Annotated in this window: 11 protein-coding genes; 6 read left to right on the forward strand and 5 right to left on the reverse strand. The window is 36.9% G+C overall.

All coding sequences use genetic code 11. The annotated features are described in order from the left end of the window. Nucleotides 1–66: 66 nt before the first annotated feature. A complete protein-coding gene (locus ACZ48W_RS11635; protein WP_464828683.1) occupies nt 67–984 on the forward strand; it encodes a manganese-dependent inorganic pyrophosphatase in 918 nt (305 codons plus the stop codon). Here the strand turns inward: ACZ48W_RS11635 and ACZ48W_RS11640 are convergent. Further along, complete coding sequence (locus ACZ48W_RS11640; protein ID WP_464828684.1) at nt 981–3,425, reverse strand: sensor domain-containing protein; 2,445 nt, start codon at nt 3,423–3,425, stop codon at nt 981–983. The two genes, ACZ48W_RS11635 and ACZ48W_RS11640, sit on opposite strands and share 4 nt — an antisense overlap. Nucleotides 3,426–3,712: 287 nt before the next feature. Between ACZ48W_RS11640 and ACZ48W_RS11645 the strand changes: the two genes are divergently transcribed. The 4 genes from ACZ48W_RS11645 (at nt 3,713) to ACZ48W_RS11660 (ending at nt 9,435) form a co-directional block, all read left to right on the forward strand. Continuing rightward, on the forward strand, nt 3,713–5,035 hold the full coding sequence (locus ACZ48W_RS11645; RefSeq protein WP_464828685.1) for a DEAD/DEAH box helicase: 1,323 nt from the start codon (nt 3,713–3,715) through the stop codon (nt 5,033–5,035). Nucleotides 5,036–5,062: 27 nt separating this feature from the next. Next, nucleotides 5,063–5,392, forward strand: a complete 330-nt coding sequence (locus ACZ48W_RS11650) for a DUF6172 family protein (RefSeq protein WP_464828686.1) — start codon at nt 5,063–5,065, stop codon at nt 5,390–5,392. 376 nt (nt 5,393–5,768) lie between these two features. Beyond that, nucleotides 5,769–6,887: an FIST signal transduction protein gene (locus ACZ48W_RS11655; protein WP_464828687.1), complete on the forward strand. Its 1,119-nt coding sequence runs from the start codon at nt 5,769–5,771 to the stop codon at nt 6,885–6,887. After that, nucleotides 6,880–9,435 carry a sensor domain-containing protein gene (locus tag ACZ48W_RS11660; RefSeq protein WP_464828688.1) on the forward strand — a complete coding sequence of 852 codons (2,556 nt, stop codon included), beginning with the start codon at nt 6,880–6,882 and terminating at the stop codon, nt 9,433–9,435. Before ACZ48W_RS11655 ends, ACZ48W_RS11660 begins: the two co-directional genes overlap by 8 nt. A gap of 69 nt (nt 9,436–9,504) precedes the next feature. On the opposite strand, the gene ACZ48W_RS11665 is transcribed toward ACZ48W_RS11660, so the two are convergent. From ACZ48W_RS11665 to ACZ48W_RS11675, 3 genes are all read right to left on the reverse strand, one after another. Beyond that, nucleotides 9,505–10,656, reverse strand: a complete 1,152-nt coding sequence (locus ACZ48W_RS11665; RefSeq protein ID WP_464828689.1) for a type IV pilus twitching motility protein PilT — start codon at nt 10,654–10,656, stop codon at nt 9,505–9,507. A gap of 179 nt (nt 10,657–10,835) precedes the next feature. Next, entirely contained in the window at nt 10,836–11,045 is a 210-nt protein-coding gene (locus ACZ48W_RS11670) for a hypothetical protein (RefSeq protein ID WP_464828690.1), read from the reverse strand. Nucleotides 11,046–11,156: 111 nt separating this feature from the next. Continuing rightward, the gene (locus ACZ48W_RS11675; RefSeq protein ID WP_464828691.1) at nt 11,157–11,873 is read right to left on the reverse strand and encodes a hypothetical protein; all 717 of its coding nucleotides are present in this window, start codon (nt 11,871–11,873) and stop codon (nt 11,157–11,159) included. 218 nt (nt 11,874–12,091) lie between these two features. Here ACZ48W_RS11675 and ACZ48W_RS11680 point away from each other — a divergent pair, with 218 nt between their 5' ends. Then, a complete protein-coding gene (locus ACZ48W_RS11680) occupies nt 12,092–13,342 on the forward strand; it encodes an IS110 family RNA-guided transposase (RefSeq protein WP_464827685.1) in 1,251 nt (416 codons plus the stop codon). 322 nt (nt 13,343–13,664) lie between these two features. Here the strand turns inward: ACZ48W_RS11680 and ACZ48W_RS11685 are convergent, their stop codons facing one another. Continuing rightward, a complete protein-coding gene (locus ACZ48W_RS11685; protein ID WP_464828692.1) occupies nt 13,665–14,288 on the reverse strand; it encodes a phosphoribosyltransferase in 624 nt (207 codons plus the stop codon). Nucleotides 14,289–14,311: the final 23 nt, after the last annotated feature.

The following is a 14,311-nucleotide window of genomic DNA, read 5'->3' on the forward strand; positions in this document are numbered from 1 at the left end:
TACATAAGAATTTTTAGTTGTAAACCTAATAAGCTATAATAGCAAAAAAAATATAGGAAATAACAGATGGCAATATATATATTTGGTCATACGACACCGGATTCAGACTCAATTATAGGTGCGATATCACTTTCATACCTTAAAAACCGACTTGGTGAAGATACTGTTCCGACAAGACAGGGAGAGATCAATCCTGAGACTGCATGGATACTTGAAAAATTCGGATATGAAGCTCCGGAATTAAAAACAGAAGTGGCAGGTGAAGATGTTTATCTTGTAGACTTTTCAGATCTTGCACAGGCGCCAAAAGACATTAAAGAAGCAAATATACTTGGTATAGTGGATCATCATAAACTCGGGGATATTACGACAGATGCCCCGCTTGAATGTTGGATCAGACCGATAGGGTGTTCAAATACAGTCATTAAGCAAATGTATGACTACTATGGAGTAGAGATCCCCAAAGAGATAGCTGGAATGATGATGTGTGCTATTTTGAGTGACACTGTGATCTTTAAATCACCTACATGTACCAAAGAAGATACCAAAGCATGTAAAGAGTTGGCAAAGATCGCCGGGATCGAGGACTATAAAGCTTTGGGTATGGAGATGTTCATTGTAAAATCTGATGTACTTAATGCAACTCCCAGAGAACTGGTGACCAGAGACTTTAAAGACTTTAATATGGGTAGCAATCTCATCGGTGTAGGGCAGTTGGAAGTGGTTGACCTCTCTGTCTTTGATACGATGAAAACCGATCTTTATGAAGATATGAAAAAACTAAAGATTGAAGGAGAAAGACACAGTGTCCTTCTTTTGCTTACTGATATCATGAAAGTAGGATCTCAATTGCTCGTGGTCAGTGATGATCCTGAAAAGATCGAAAATGCTTTTAATGTAAAACTCAAAGAGGACGAAGTATGGCTGGAAGGTGTAATGAGCCGTAAAAAGCAGATCATTCCTTTTTTAGAGAAACAGTTCTAGGGTCCTTCCTGGATCAGAGAAAGTTTTAAATATGCTTCAAATTCTTCCTTGGCAAGGGGTTCTGTATAGAGGAATCCTTGGGAAAAGATACATCCGTGTTCAAGCAGGAATGCTTGTTGCGGACTGCTTTCCACTCCTTCTGCGATAACATCAAGATTCATACTCTTTGCGAGAAGAATTACAGCAGATACAATAGCTTCACCATCAGAATTACCCGGTACATCCTGAACGAAAGACTGATCTATTTTGATCTTATGTATTGGTAAACGCTGAAGATATGCCAGGGAGGAACATCCGGTACCAAAATCATCGATAGATATCTTGCAGCCTAAGGCATGGATCTCCCGAATAAGGGAGGTCGTGGATCTCTGGTCGCTTATTGCATATCCTTCTATTATCTCAAATTCGATCCAGCCGGGGTGGCATCCTGTAGCTTTGAAAGAATCCTTGATCGTATCAATAAGTGTCTTGTCATTCAGTTGTTTGACAGAGAGATTTATAGATACTGATTCAATATCAAGATGCTCCTCTTTCCATTTCTTCATATCTTTCATTACTTGTCTTATGACCCATTTACCGATCTCTATGATCTGTCCGGATGATTCTGCAACAGAGATGAATTGAACTGGTTTAATGATGCCTTTTGTCGGATGTTCCCAACGTAAAAGTGCTTCTGCACCGATCACTTTTTTATTTAATACATTGATCTGCGGCTGATAGTAGAGCTGAAACTCATGGTTTGTTACGGCAGTTGAAAGTGCCTTCTCCATCATAATTCTTTCATGTGCCTGTTTTGAAAGATCCGAAGTATAAAAGGCATAGCCGTTCCTACCGCTATTTTTGATCTTATACATAGCGATATCTGCAAAACGTAACAGTGTTTCCGGATCACTGCTATCCTGAAATGCAATAGTGATACCTATGCTTGCTGTAACATGGAATTGATGATTTCCGATACTGAGGGGTGTTTTTAATATATCGAGTATTTTTTGTGCTACTTTCCCTGCATCCAGGGGAGTACGGATGTTTTCAAGCAAAATGGTAAATTCATCTCCTCCATGTCTGGAGAGAGTATCTTCTTTTCTAATGATACTTTGCAGGGATCTTGAGATCAGTTTAAGTATTTTATCACCGGTTGCATGACCGAATGTATCATTGATCTCCTTGAAATGGTCCAGGTCAATAAAAAGTACAGCACTGTATGAATCAGTGGAGCTACGTCGGCGCATTAAATGCATTAAACGATCCATAAAGAGTGTTCTGTTTGCCAATCCGGTTAACATATCATAATTGGCACAGATACTCAACTCGTTTTCTTTTGCCTTGCGTTTGCTTATGTCACGGGCTATAGCAAGAACTCCGATGATATTGTCTTCAGCATCCTTCATCGGTATCCTGATCGTTTCGAACAATCCTTTATAGCTGCCGTCTGAAAATGTCAATATCTCTTCATCAATATGCGATTCATCTGATTTCAGTATTTTACGATGATTATTTTGGAAAAAATTTGCAGATTCAAAATCAACAAGATCAAAATCATCTTTTCCAATGAGCTCAGACTCTTTGATTCCATAGAATCTTTCAAACTCTGTATTGCATGCCAGATACTTACCTTCAGTATCTTTGATCCAAATAAGGTCGGGAATAACATTGATCATGGTCTTTAAAAAGTTTTTCTGGATTAACAGCTCTTTTTGCAGTGTATCTATTTTACTGAGATCAATATCGATACGGTACATTTCATAGTCATTTTTACTTACTTTTATCATCACATGCTGTGAAAATACATGTACATCATTTCCTTTTTTGTTGACCAGAGTTATTTCTGAAGTGGGTATAGGTATACCATGATCTATCCATTGATCTATGAGGAGACTTACTTCTTGCTTCATGGTTTCCGGAATGATCAATGCTTCCAGTTCTTGTCCTATGGCTTCTTTCGCACAGTATCCGTAAAGTAATTCACTTGCCTTGTTCCAGTAGTTGATCTGATGGTTCTTATTGTATCCCTGAACAGCAATGGATTCAGAATCCTTCATAATATATTGAAATATTTGGTCTTGCTGATTTAAAAGAGAGTCCTCCTTGCTGAGTTCTTTTTCCAAAGAATGGTCTTCGTAAAATACTGCCACTGTTCCATCGTTCAATTTTACAACAGTATTATGCCTCCATGCTTTGATACGATCATCTTCATAACCGTTTGTATGAATGATTTCCTGTTCTCCACTTGCTTCAACATGCAAGAGTACATCAAACAGAGCAGACTCCTTCACCTGGGGAAATATCTCTGTAAGTTTGTGGCCGATTATTTCATTGCGATGGACTTCTTCTGCTGCTTCTGCAGATTTATTAATATCGGTAATGATAAAATCATTACCCTCTTTTTTATAGATAGTTACATTGATAGGAAGAGAATCAATATCAAGATGATGAGATAGCATTCATATCCTTCCTATTAGTTTAGTTAATAAAAAATATTATATCACAATAAATATTATTATATTTTGTATATGATACACGTAAGATACCTTCTTTATTTATTTGGGTTAATTTTTATTTGGGTTAATTTTTCCCATAATTACGTTATAATGCCATACTAATTTAAGCGTACATCGGTCAACGACTTTCATTCTTAACCTATTTCAGGTTTATAAATCAAACAATTCACTCAGCCTAAGACCGACCTATATAACCTATATGGTAGGCTCGGTCACAAGGTATACTATACATGTCATTTAACAACTTAGGGCTTTCAGAGCCTCTACTTAAAGCGATTAAAGATCAAGGCTATACTACGCCTACACCCATACAGCAACAAGCTATTCCTACTGTCATAAAAGGTAAAGATGTTTTAGCAGCAGCACAAACAGGGACAGGAAAAACAGCGGGGTTTACACTTCCATTGCTCGAAAGACTCTCACAGAATAAATCTAATATGAAAAAATATCAAATTCGTGCCCTCATTCTTACTCCTACGCGTGAACTTGCCGCACAGGTTGCTGAGAGCTTTAAGGTATATGGAAAACATATGCCATACACTTCTACCGTTATCTTTGGCGGTGTGGGTATCAACCCTCAGCTGGCTACCATACGGAAAGGGGTGGATATCGTCATCGCAACCCCTGGCAGACTACTGGATATAGCAGGACAGAAAGGTATAGACTTTTCAGCTTTGGAAACGCTTGTACTGGATGAGGCAGATCGTATGTTGGACATGGGATTCATCCATGACATCAAAAAACTGATGAAACTCATGCCAAAACAGAAACAAACTTTACTCTTTTCTGCAACTTTCTCAAGCGACATCAAAAAACTTGCATCAGGACTTCTCAAAGATCCTGTACTTATAGAAGTGGCAAGAGAAAACACTACTGCCGAGCAAATAAGCCAAGTGGTACATTATGTTGATAAACAGAGAAAAAGAGAACTTCTCTCACAGCTTATAAAAACGAAAAAGTGGGAACAGGTATTGGTATTCACCCGTACAAAACACGGAGCTAACAAACTTACGAAACAACTTGAAGAAGCAGGTATTTCTGCTGCTGCGATACACGGAAATAAAAGCCAGGGTGCCAGAACCAAGGCACTTGCAAACTTCAAGGCAAATGAGATCCGTGTACTTGTAGCTACAGATATCGCTGCAAGAGGAATAGACATAGATCAGCTTCCTCATGTAGTAAACTATGAACTCCCTAATGTACCGGAGGATTATGTCCACCGTATCGGTAGGACAGGACGTGCAGGGCAAAGCGGTGAAGCGGTTTCTCTTGTGTGTATCGATGAGCATAAATTACTTTTTGATATAGAGAAGTTCATCAAATCTGAGATCAAAAAAGTACACATCGAAGCATTTACTCCAGACCCTGATATCAAGGCAGAGCCTATACAAAATGGAAGAGGGAGCGGAGGAAGACGACAAGGTGGAAACTCTCGTAATAAATCCCGTAGTAACAGTTCACACGCCAACAACGGTGGTAGTCATGATGGTGCCAGAAGTAACAGTCGAAACCGTAACCGTAACCGTAATAGAAACAGAAGTCAGCAAGCATAAATAGATTTAGTAAAAAAGGAAAAGCAAATGAAAAAAGTATTTAAACTCACAGATGAAAAAAAACATGAAGACCGTGTGCTTGAAGCCGTAAAAAATGACATACGTAAGTATGTGAAACGTGAGAAGAAGAAAGGTCTTCCAGATAAAGCAACGATGTATTGGGACTTTGACTGTAAGATAGGTACTACTTCAGATAATGCAGAAGTGGTAGAATACGAAGCGCTCATTAAAGCACTTGATGCAGTGAAAGCGACAGGAGCAACAGAATGTTATGTTGAAGTGATGGCAAAAGCTGTAGACAAACCTGTAAAAGAAATAGTTGAAACCCTTCAAGAAGAAGTAAACGAAGAGAAGTAAAATATGATACAAAAGTTTTTTGTATCAGCTTCAATCAGATGAAGCCGGCACTCTCCTGGTGCGCTAAAACAAGGATGGAAAAATCATACTTCTATCCTTTTTTTGTCAGGGCTTAAAAGTTACTCATCCTTCAAAGAAAGATTATTTTCTTTCTTATTACCTTTAACCTTTTTCCCATATGTTTGATTCATAGTAAATCTCAATTTAAGACCAGAAGGGATAAAATATTTTTAGTTAGTGACTCATTATGGATAAAAGACAAGTTCAAGCTCTATAATATTTATGCTATATTATAGGGGCTAAGCATAAAAGAATGTTTAAACATTTATTAAATTTTCAGCATTAGTTGAATAGGTATTATAAATTAAGGTAGATAATGGCTGATATTATTTTTGATCCGAGCGGTTCCATAGAAAGTTTCACTAGAAACATTAATATACTCAGCACTAAAAATGAGGCTGTGATGATTTTGGCATGTGATGCCAATGGGTTTAACAAAGAGTTGATCGATCCTCTTCTTCTGAAACATACTATATCTATCATAGGCGGTATTTTCCCTTCTATCATTTATAATACCAGGAAATATGATCAAGGTACAATTTTTATTGGCCTTAATGACAAAATGCAGATCAATATTATTAAAGATATCAGCCAAAAAAATTATGACCAGTTGGATGCAGATATGGAAAAACAGATAGGTAATTTTGACAACTCTGTCAAAACCATGTTTGTTGTTATTGACGGATTGGCAAAAAATATCGGTAAATGTGTTAATGTTCTCTTCGATAATTACGGTTTGGACGTCAACTATATCGGTGGAGGTTCAGGCTCATTAAGTTTTGAACAAAAACCTTCACTCTTTACCAATCACGGACTACTACAGGATGCTTTGGTTTATGCCTATTCGAAACGTCTAAGTTCTATAGGTGTCAGTCATGGTTGGAAAAGTATCAGCGGACCCTACCAGGTAACTAAGTCAGAAGCCACCATAGTCAAAGAACTCGATTACAGACTGGCATTTGAGGTCTATAAAGATGTCATAGACCAGTACACTTCTGAACCTATCAATAAAAATAACTTTTTTAACATTGCCAAATCATTTCCCTTTGGTATCAACACTGTCTCCAATGAACAAATAGTACGTGATCCAATTATCTTAAACGGTACAGAAATGATCTGTGTCGGAAACGTAGAAGAGGGTAATTATATCGATATTTTACAAGGAAACAGAGATGAATTGATAAAAGCTGCAAGGAATGCCGCAGATATCAGTCAGGAAAATATGCATTTTGAAAATGATTTTACCCTGTTTATAGACTGTATTTCACGTGTACTGTTTTTGGAAGAGGACTTTGATCGTGAAATTAAAGCAGTCTATAGAAAGAATACATCACTTGTAGGGGCATTGACATTTGGTGAAATTGCCAACAATGGTAGAGATTATTTGGAATTTTATAATAAAACATCTGTGGTAGGACATATAGGTCATGGATAAGAATCGCCTGTTATTGGCACTTTATGAGATCTCCATGTCTATCGGGAATACACTTGAGCTTCAAAAAATGCTTAACGAAAGCATGAGAATGATATTGAGCAGACTGAACTGTTCTTCGGCAGCTATATATCAAAAGCATGGCGGCAAGTCCGAGCTGCTCTATGCTAAACCCAAAGTATTGATAAAAAACAAAGATTATATCGCTGTTGTACAAGAGCTTGAAGAGAAGTTTTATAATGCTGATCATCGCGTCTTAACAGATCAGTTCGCTGATCAATATTACTACCTTTTTGAACTGAAGAACTTTGGTTATTTTATATTGACAAAATCAGGTGATCCACTTGATGATCTTATAGTCAATTCTCTAAGAAAAATAAATCTAAAACTTGTCAATGCTATTCAATCTTGTATAGACAATACAAAACTTTATGAGAGCAGAGCCCAACTGGCCAATGTAAAGAGTATTGCTCATCTTGGAAGCTGGAAAACCTATTTTCCTTCGATGCGTCTTCAGTTGGATGATGAAATATTTCGTATTTTTGGTGAAAAGCCTCAAAGTTTTACACCAAACATGCGAAATATTATGCATCGGCTTACACGTGAATCTCAAAAAAAGCTGCACAAAGCATTATCTCAGATCATGACGCATAAGAAGCTCTTTTATGAGGATGTATTTGAAATCATTAAAAAAGATGGTTCCAAGGGGTTTGTACAAATTCAAAGTAAAGTTTCTTGTGATGCAGAGGGGAAACCTATCTCTTTAGTCGGAACGACTTTTGATATTACTGAACAAAAACTGCTCGAACAGAAACTCCGAAAAGAGAGTACATTGCTCAGAAGTATTATCAATACTATACCTATTGGAATATTCTGGAAAGATTCAGAGTTAAAATATGCAGGGTGCAATAATTTTTTTCTTAAAGATCTAACCATAAAAGATGAAAGTGAGCTTATTGGGAAAAGTGATTATGATCTTCCCTGGAAAAGAGATGGTGACCTGTATCGTGCGGTAGATAAAGATATTATGGATACAGGCATTGGAAAACTCAATGTTGAAGAAAAGATAACAGATGAAACAGGTGCATATAAATGGATTTCCATATCCAAAGTGCCTCAGACTGACGGATATGGAAAAATTGTCGGTCTTGTAGGCGCTTATCAGGATATAACAAATAAAAAGAATAATGAAAGAAATTTAAAACTGCAACGTGATGCGTTGGAATATCAGGCATATCATGATACTTTAACAGGACTTCCTAACCGTTTACTCTTTTTGGACCGGCTGAATCAATTAATCCATAAAACACAGCGAAGCAGGAAAAAGATTGCTATCTTATTTATTGATATGGACAGATTTAAGGAGATCAATGATTCACTTGGACATGTATTCGGTGATGAAGCCATCAAAGATGTTGCACTGAGATTAAAAACTCAGATACGAAAAGCAGATACGATAGCCCGTTTTGGCGGAGATGAGTTTACAGTGATACTTGATGATATCAATAATTCGATTAATGTTGTGAATATTGTAAAAAAACTAATGCACTGTATGAATGAACCCTTTATCATTAACAAACATACAATTTATATTACATTAAGTATTGGTATCAGTATTTATCCTGATGATACCGATACGGCTGATAATCTTTTAAAAAATGCTGATGCAGCAATGTACAAAGCCAAACATGACGGGCGTAACACATATAGGTTTTATACTGAAGATATGACAGAAAAAGCTTTTGAACGTATGGCATTGGAATCAAGCCTGCGTCAAGCAATTGATCGTGGCAACTTTATACTTTATTTTCAGCCGCAAGTTAACGGAGAGAATGATGAAATTATAGGGATGGAAGCTTTGATACGTTGGAAAGATGAAGGTGCGGGAGTTATTTCTCCTACTAAATTTATTCCTATCGCAGAAGACACAGGATTGATTATCCCTTTGGGTGAATGGATATTGAGAAGAGGTATGCAACAGATAGTGAAATGGCATTCTGAGGGCTTACATCCGGGAAGATTAGCCATTAATCTTTCTGTACGGCAACTTCAAAAACATAATTTTATTTCAATGTTAAAGAGCATACTGGAAGAGACGGGGTGTCAACCCCAATGGATCGAAATAGAGGTGACAGAAAGTCAAATTATGAAAAATCCTGAACAAGCAATTCTAATGCTGCAAGAGATCACCCAATTAGGTATCAAGATATCAATTGATGATTTTGGTACAGGTTATTCATCTCTATCTTATCTCAAACGTCTTCCTGTCAATACACTGAAAATCGATCAATCCTTTGTCAAAGATATTCCTGATGATGAGGAAGCTGTTGCTATTGTTAAAGCGATCATTGCTCTTGCAGGAAGTTTAAATCTAAATGTTATTGCCGAAGGCGTTGAAACACAAGAACAAAAAGTATTTTTAGTAAGAAATGGGTGCAGCAATATTCAGGGATATCTATATGCCAAGCCAATGCCGGAAAGTGAAATGGAAAAACTGTTAAAAGAATTCTTTTTCAATGAAAAAAATATGGCTCACATTTCTGATGAATAGAAGGCAGATCCCTTTCATCCATAGAAAAACAGGCTTATCTGCTCCTTTTTAAAGGTAGAAAGAAGATCCTTACGATTCACCTTTTAACCAAAGATCATCCTCTTTTTTATTTGTTTGGGTCTTTTTCTCATATTCCTGACTCAAGGTAAACAGTAATTTAAGATCAGCAGGACTGCTTGCATACTGATATGCCTGCTCTTCTGTGATCTTTTCTGCCAATGTAAGATTAAAGAGAGCCCGGTTAAAGGTAATAGAATCAAATGAGATCCCTTCTTTTTCAATTGTATCCGGAATTTCATGGTCACGTTTGGTTCGGATAAGTTCCTGTATCTGTGGGCTTCTGAACATCATTTCTACAGCAGGCAGCATATCGCCTGATATTCCTCTAATTAAACGTTGAGAAATTACTGCTTCAAGAGTAGCAGCAAGTGTTGCACGTACACGATTCTGCTCATTTGTAGGGAAAATAGCAATAAGCCGGTCAATTGTTTCACGGGCATCCAGTGTATGCACTGTTGCAAAAACAAGATGACCTGTATTGACAGCCTGTAAAATACTCTCGGCTGTAGCAATGTCACGTATCTCACCTACCACAATAACATCCGGATCTTCACGCATTGCTGCACGTAATGCTTTGGCAAAACTATTGGTATGTGTTCCTAGTTCACGTTGTTCAACAATAGATTTTGCATCATTATGTACATATTCTATAGGGTCTTCAATTGTAATAATATGGTGGGGATAAGCTTTATTTATCTCTTCAACAATACTTGCAAGTGTGGTAGATTTCCCACTTCCTGTTGTTCCGGTAATAAGAACAAGCCCACGGCGAATATGAGCAAGTTTATGCAGGGCTGTAGGAAGATTCAGTTCTTCAATCGTTTTGATATAAGAGGGGATCAGACGAAAGGCTAATGCAAACCCACCAAGATGAATAGAAATATTGATCCTAAAACGATGCTTATCATCCAGTGAATATGCACCATCAAATTCTCTGGACTCTTTTATGAAGTTTTTATAATCATCACCGGTCAATACTTTAACTAATGCTTCAATGGTTTCTGCATTGATCACTTCTTTGGACAAGAGAACAATATCACTTTTAACACGAGCATGTATAGCACTGTTACTTTTGATATGCAGATCGGCACCTTCTGCTTCGATTAACATAGTTAACCAATTATCCAACCGCTTTCGAATATCCTGATCAGGTAAAGACATTTTGACCCCTTTCTCACACTTTATATTTTTATTGTACTCTATAATTTGAATGAATACAACCAATTGTTGATAAAAATAGATGGATTTTATAAAAAACAGTATCTTTTCAGCGTATTGGTCATATAGGTTTTATCATGTAAAGTTTTGTTGAAAGAATATATTATTGGAAGTTGGAAAGATTATTTCATAACCAAAATAGGTAAAAACCCAAAATAAGTCAATGTACCAAAAGCCTGATCGATATTGATGTCCGGTTTTATTTCCAGGATCATTTTTTTAATATTTTCATCATTCAGATCACCCAGGAATTCTCCCTCGCCATGGTTCTCTTTATAGAGTTTTACTAAAAGATAATTTTCTTTCTCTTCCTGATATCTCCATATTGTCATCTGCTTTCCTTATTTTGGTACCTTTGAAAACCCATTATGAGTGTATAGGATTTTTAGAGGTGCTTATTTTATTATTACAAATATGGATTTTAGCGTAAAAGTACGGTATAGTTACCGTACTCTTCTCATATATTGTACTTCTGTCCGTATTCCTCTGCCATCATGGTAGTGGCTTGTTATTTTGATACGAAGCAAATGGAATCTTCCTCTTCTGAACTCTTTGCCTTGAATGGTCATGACTCTGTCTACAAAGCTTTGGTTCCATCTTACAGTAAGTTTATTGTTAGAGAAAGTTGCTCTTGCTCTGCCCCAATCACAATCTTTTGGATGACATTTCCCCCATGCATGTACAAAGAAGCTGTTTCCCGGTTTACGTATATTAAGCCGTGTCAGGCTTCTTGTATTTGGATCATCATTTACCCAGTTTCCGGTAAAGGATCTTGCATTGTGATGTATACTGTTTCGTCTTTTCTTAAAGTATTCAATTTTTGTTTTATCTGCTCTGGCACCATGATAGAGATATTTGATTACGGCTTTGACCCTGTTTTGATTGATGGCTTCAAGGAAAATGACTTTATGTCCTGCTCCAGCATGTTTCCATGATGCCAAAAGACCATTTCTTGTACGGGTATAACGTGTATTGCCCCAGTTGCAATCATTGGGTCGACACTGTCCAAACGCTTTTATCTGACCATTGTTTTTGATGACGAGTTTTGTCACACCTCTTGTATTTGGATTCTCGTTGACCCATACAGAGTTATAGTTAAACGCATACCCGCCCAATGTCATTAGAACGATTAATGAAATGATTTTTACTGTCTGTCTCATGTTTTATCCTTCGTATAATCTATTTATCAACCAAATCGATAAAATAAGGTTGAGTTCAATAAAGACTCATAGTTTTCACAAAAGCTAACAGTAAACAAGTTTTTTTCCTTTTTGGACTTTGGTACCAGCACATAAAACGTCTTGTGTTAGCTTTATAAAATCATCTATAGGATGCTAAGGAGGAGTGTAAGAACTTCTACCTTGTATAACACGAAGCTATGAGAACTTTAAAACTAACACTCAAGGGGTTTAAAATGTATTATGTTGGAATTGATGTTGCTGAAAAAAAACATTATGTGTGCATCCTGGATGATGCTGGTGAATTTGCTGTAAAACCATTTTGGATCTATACGGATATTCTTGGGTTAAGAAGGCTGATTGAACAGTTTGCCAACCTGTCATTAGACAATGATGATTTTATTATTGGTATAGAATCAACAGGAGCTTTTTCTGAGAATTTGTATGAATATATTACAGACAATGACTACCAAGCCGTTTTGCTAAACGCTTATCAGACTGCCAAGTTTCGTGATTTCCGTACCATACGAAAAGTAAAGAATGATGCGATTGATGCCTATGTCATTGCGGAACTTTTATCTACCGGTAAATACAAAGAGAGTCATATCTCCAATGATGCCTATCATTCAGTCAAGGTATTAGGCAGAACCAAACGTTCACTGGAGAAGAAGATAAAAACCATCAAGAGGGAAATCTCTACTGTAATGGCGACTGTCAATCCTGAGATTGGCAGAGTATTTCCAAATATCTTTACCAAGACAGCACTTGCGATCATCAAAGTCTACCCTACTGCAATAGATATGCAAAAAGCTACGCCAAAGAAGCTGACTCGTCTATTCCGTCATATCAAAGGTAACAACTTCTCTGAAGATAAAGCCAAGTTCCTGATCGATCTTGCCAATACTTCAGTATATGCTGGTCGTGCCTATGAAGCCAGATCTCTAATGATCACTACTAATATTAGGATATTAGAGCTTTTATGTCAAGAAAAGAAGCATATTGAAGAACAAATCAAACAACTTATTACCGAAGAAATAAATACAATTGACAATTCTATTGAAAATCTCCAAAGTATACCCGGTATCTCAGATAAAACCATTTCTGCCATATTAGGAGAATGTGGAGATCTCAGGCGATTTGATTCAGCCAAAGCTTTTATTGGCTATCTTGGTCTTTATCCTACACAGTATCAATCTGGCAACTCCAATTCTATAGGCAGGCTTGCAAAAAGAGGCATACCTATTGCCAAACATGCACTTTATATGGCTGCAGTAGGATCTGTATTGCACAATCCTCAGCTAAACAAGATCTTTCGAGACAAAGTCTCTTCGGGTAAATCCAAGAAAGAAGCTTTAATCATTATCTCCAAGAAAATAGCAGCGATCATGTATTCCATAGTCAAACACAATGAACCTTATCAAGCCCATAGAGTATTTATCCCCAACAGGTAAATATTCCCGTTAGTTTTAGCACTTGTGAAAACAATGAGTTTTTAATGAACATTGACCAAATATTGTTTTAGTATCTATTTGATCATTTGAATATTCTTTTCAAATACTCAAATAATCCAACAGGATACCTCTGTCTATAAAAAACAGCTATTGGTTTAAGCTATTCTTTATAGGATGGTTATGTATAAATTTAAATGTTGATATATAGCTATATAATAGGATGGTAAGATAAAAAAGTGAATGAATAGTGAATATTTATTGATTTTGTTAAATAATCTTGTCTCAAATGCCATGCTAAACGTGTATCAGCATCTAAAACAGACTATTTCATTTTCTCAAGCAAATCCATTACTTCTTCATCACTTACATCATACCAGTTCTCATAAACCTGTGCGACTGCATGAAAATCAGCGGGAGATTCCAGTACGATCACTTCATCTGCCATTTGAGAAAATTTTTCTATGGCTTGGGTACCGGCAACGGGTACAGCAACAATGATCTTTTGGGCTTTGCATTTTTTGCATAAAGTAACAGCTGTATGCATAGTCGATCCCATTGCAATACCATCGTCGACAAGTATCACGGTTCGACCTTTCATCTCTGGAAGCGGTTTCCCGTCTCTTAGTATCTGGATGCGTCTTTGTATTTCTTGACTTTGTTTTTGAATGATCTGTTTGATCTCATACTCAGATACATAGGCTGCAGCCAATGGGTTGATATAAACAGAATCATCCTCAGCTATAGCACCAAAACCACTTTCGGGATTGTGAGGGTAGGGAAGTTTACGGCAAATGATCAATGAAAAATCACATTGAAGTGCTTTGGCAACTTCGCACCCCAGCTCCACACCACCTCGTGGTATGGCCAAAACCAGAGCATCCATTCCTTTGTATTTTTGGAGTGCTTGAGCCAGTTCTTTACCGGCATCTTTGCGATCTTTGAACATGGTGTCTCCTTCATTGTTCTATT

Source organism: Sulfurovum aggregans, assembly GCF_055385215.1.

Excerpts from the sequence above, each read along its gene's own strand:
- ACZ48W_RS11685 (WP_464828692.1), bottom strand. The coding sequence starts at position 14,288 with ATGTTCAAAGATCGCAAAGATGCCGGTAAAGAACTGGCTCAAGCACTC.
- ACZ48W_RS11665 (WP_464828689.1), bottom strand. The coding sequence starts at position 10,656 with ATGTCTTTACCTGATCAGGATATTCGAAAGCGGTTGGATAATTGGTTA.
- ACZ48W_RS11680 (WP_464827685.1), top strand. The coding sequence starts at position 12,092 with ATGAGAACTTTAAAACTAACACTCAAGGGGTTTAAAATGTATTATGTT.
- ACZ48W_RS11655 (WP_464828687.1), top strand. The coding sequence starts at position 5,769 with ATGGCTGATATTATTTTTGATCCGAGCGGTTCCATAGAAAGTTTCACT.
- ACZ48W_RS11645 (WP_464828685.1), top strand. The coding sequence starts at position 3,713 with ATGTCATTTAACAACTTAGGGCTTTCAGAGCCTCTACTTAAAGCGATT.
- ACZ48W_RS11675 (WP_464828691.1), bottom strand. The coding sequence starts at position 11,873 with ATGAGACAGACAGTAAAAATCATTTCATTAATCGTTCTAATGACATTG.
- ACZ48W_RS11640 (WP_464828684.1), bottom strand. The coding sequence starts at position 3,425 with ATGCTATCTCATCATCTTGATATTGATTCTCTTCCTATCAATGTAACT.
- ACZ48W_RS11670 (WP_464828690.1), bottom strand. The coding sequence starts at position 11,045 with ATGACAATATGGAGATATCAGGAAGAGAAAGAAAATTATCTTTTAGTA.
- ACZ48W_RS11650 (WP_464828686.1), top strand. The coding sequence starts at position 5,063 with ATGAAAAAAGTATTTAAACTCACAGATGAAAAAAAACATGAAGACCGT.
- ACZ48W_RS11635 (WP_464828683.1), top strand. The coding sequence starts at position 67 with ATGGCAATATATATATTTGGTCATACGACACCGGATTCAGACTCAATT.
- ACZ48W_RS11660 (WP_464828688.1), top strand. The coding sequence starts at position 6,880 with ATGGATAAGAATCGCCTGTTATTGGCACTTTATGAGATCTCCATGTCT.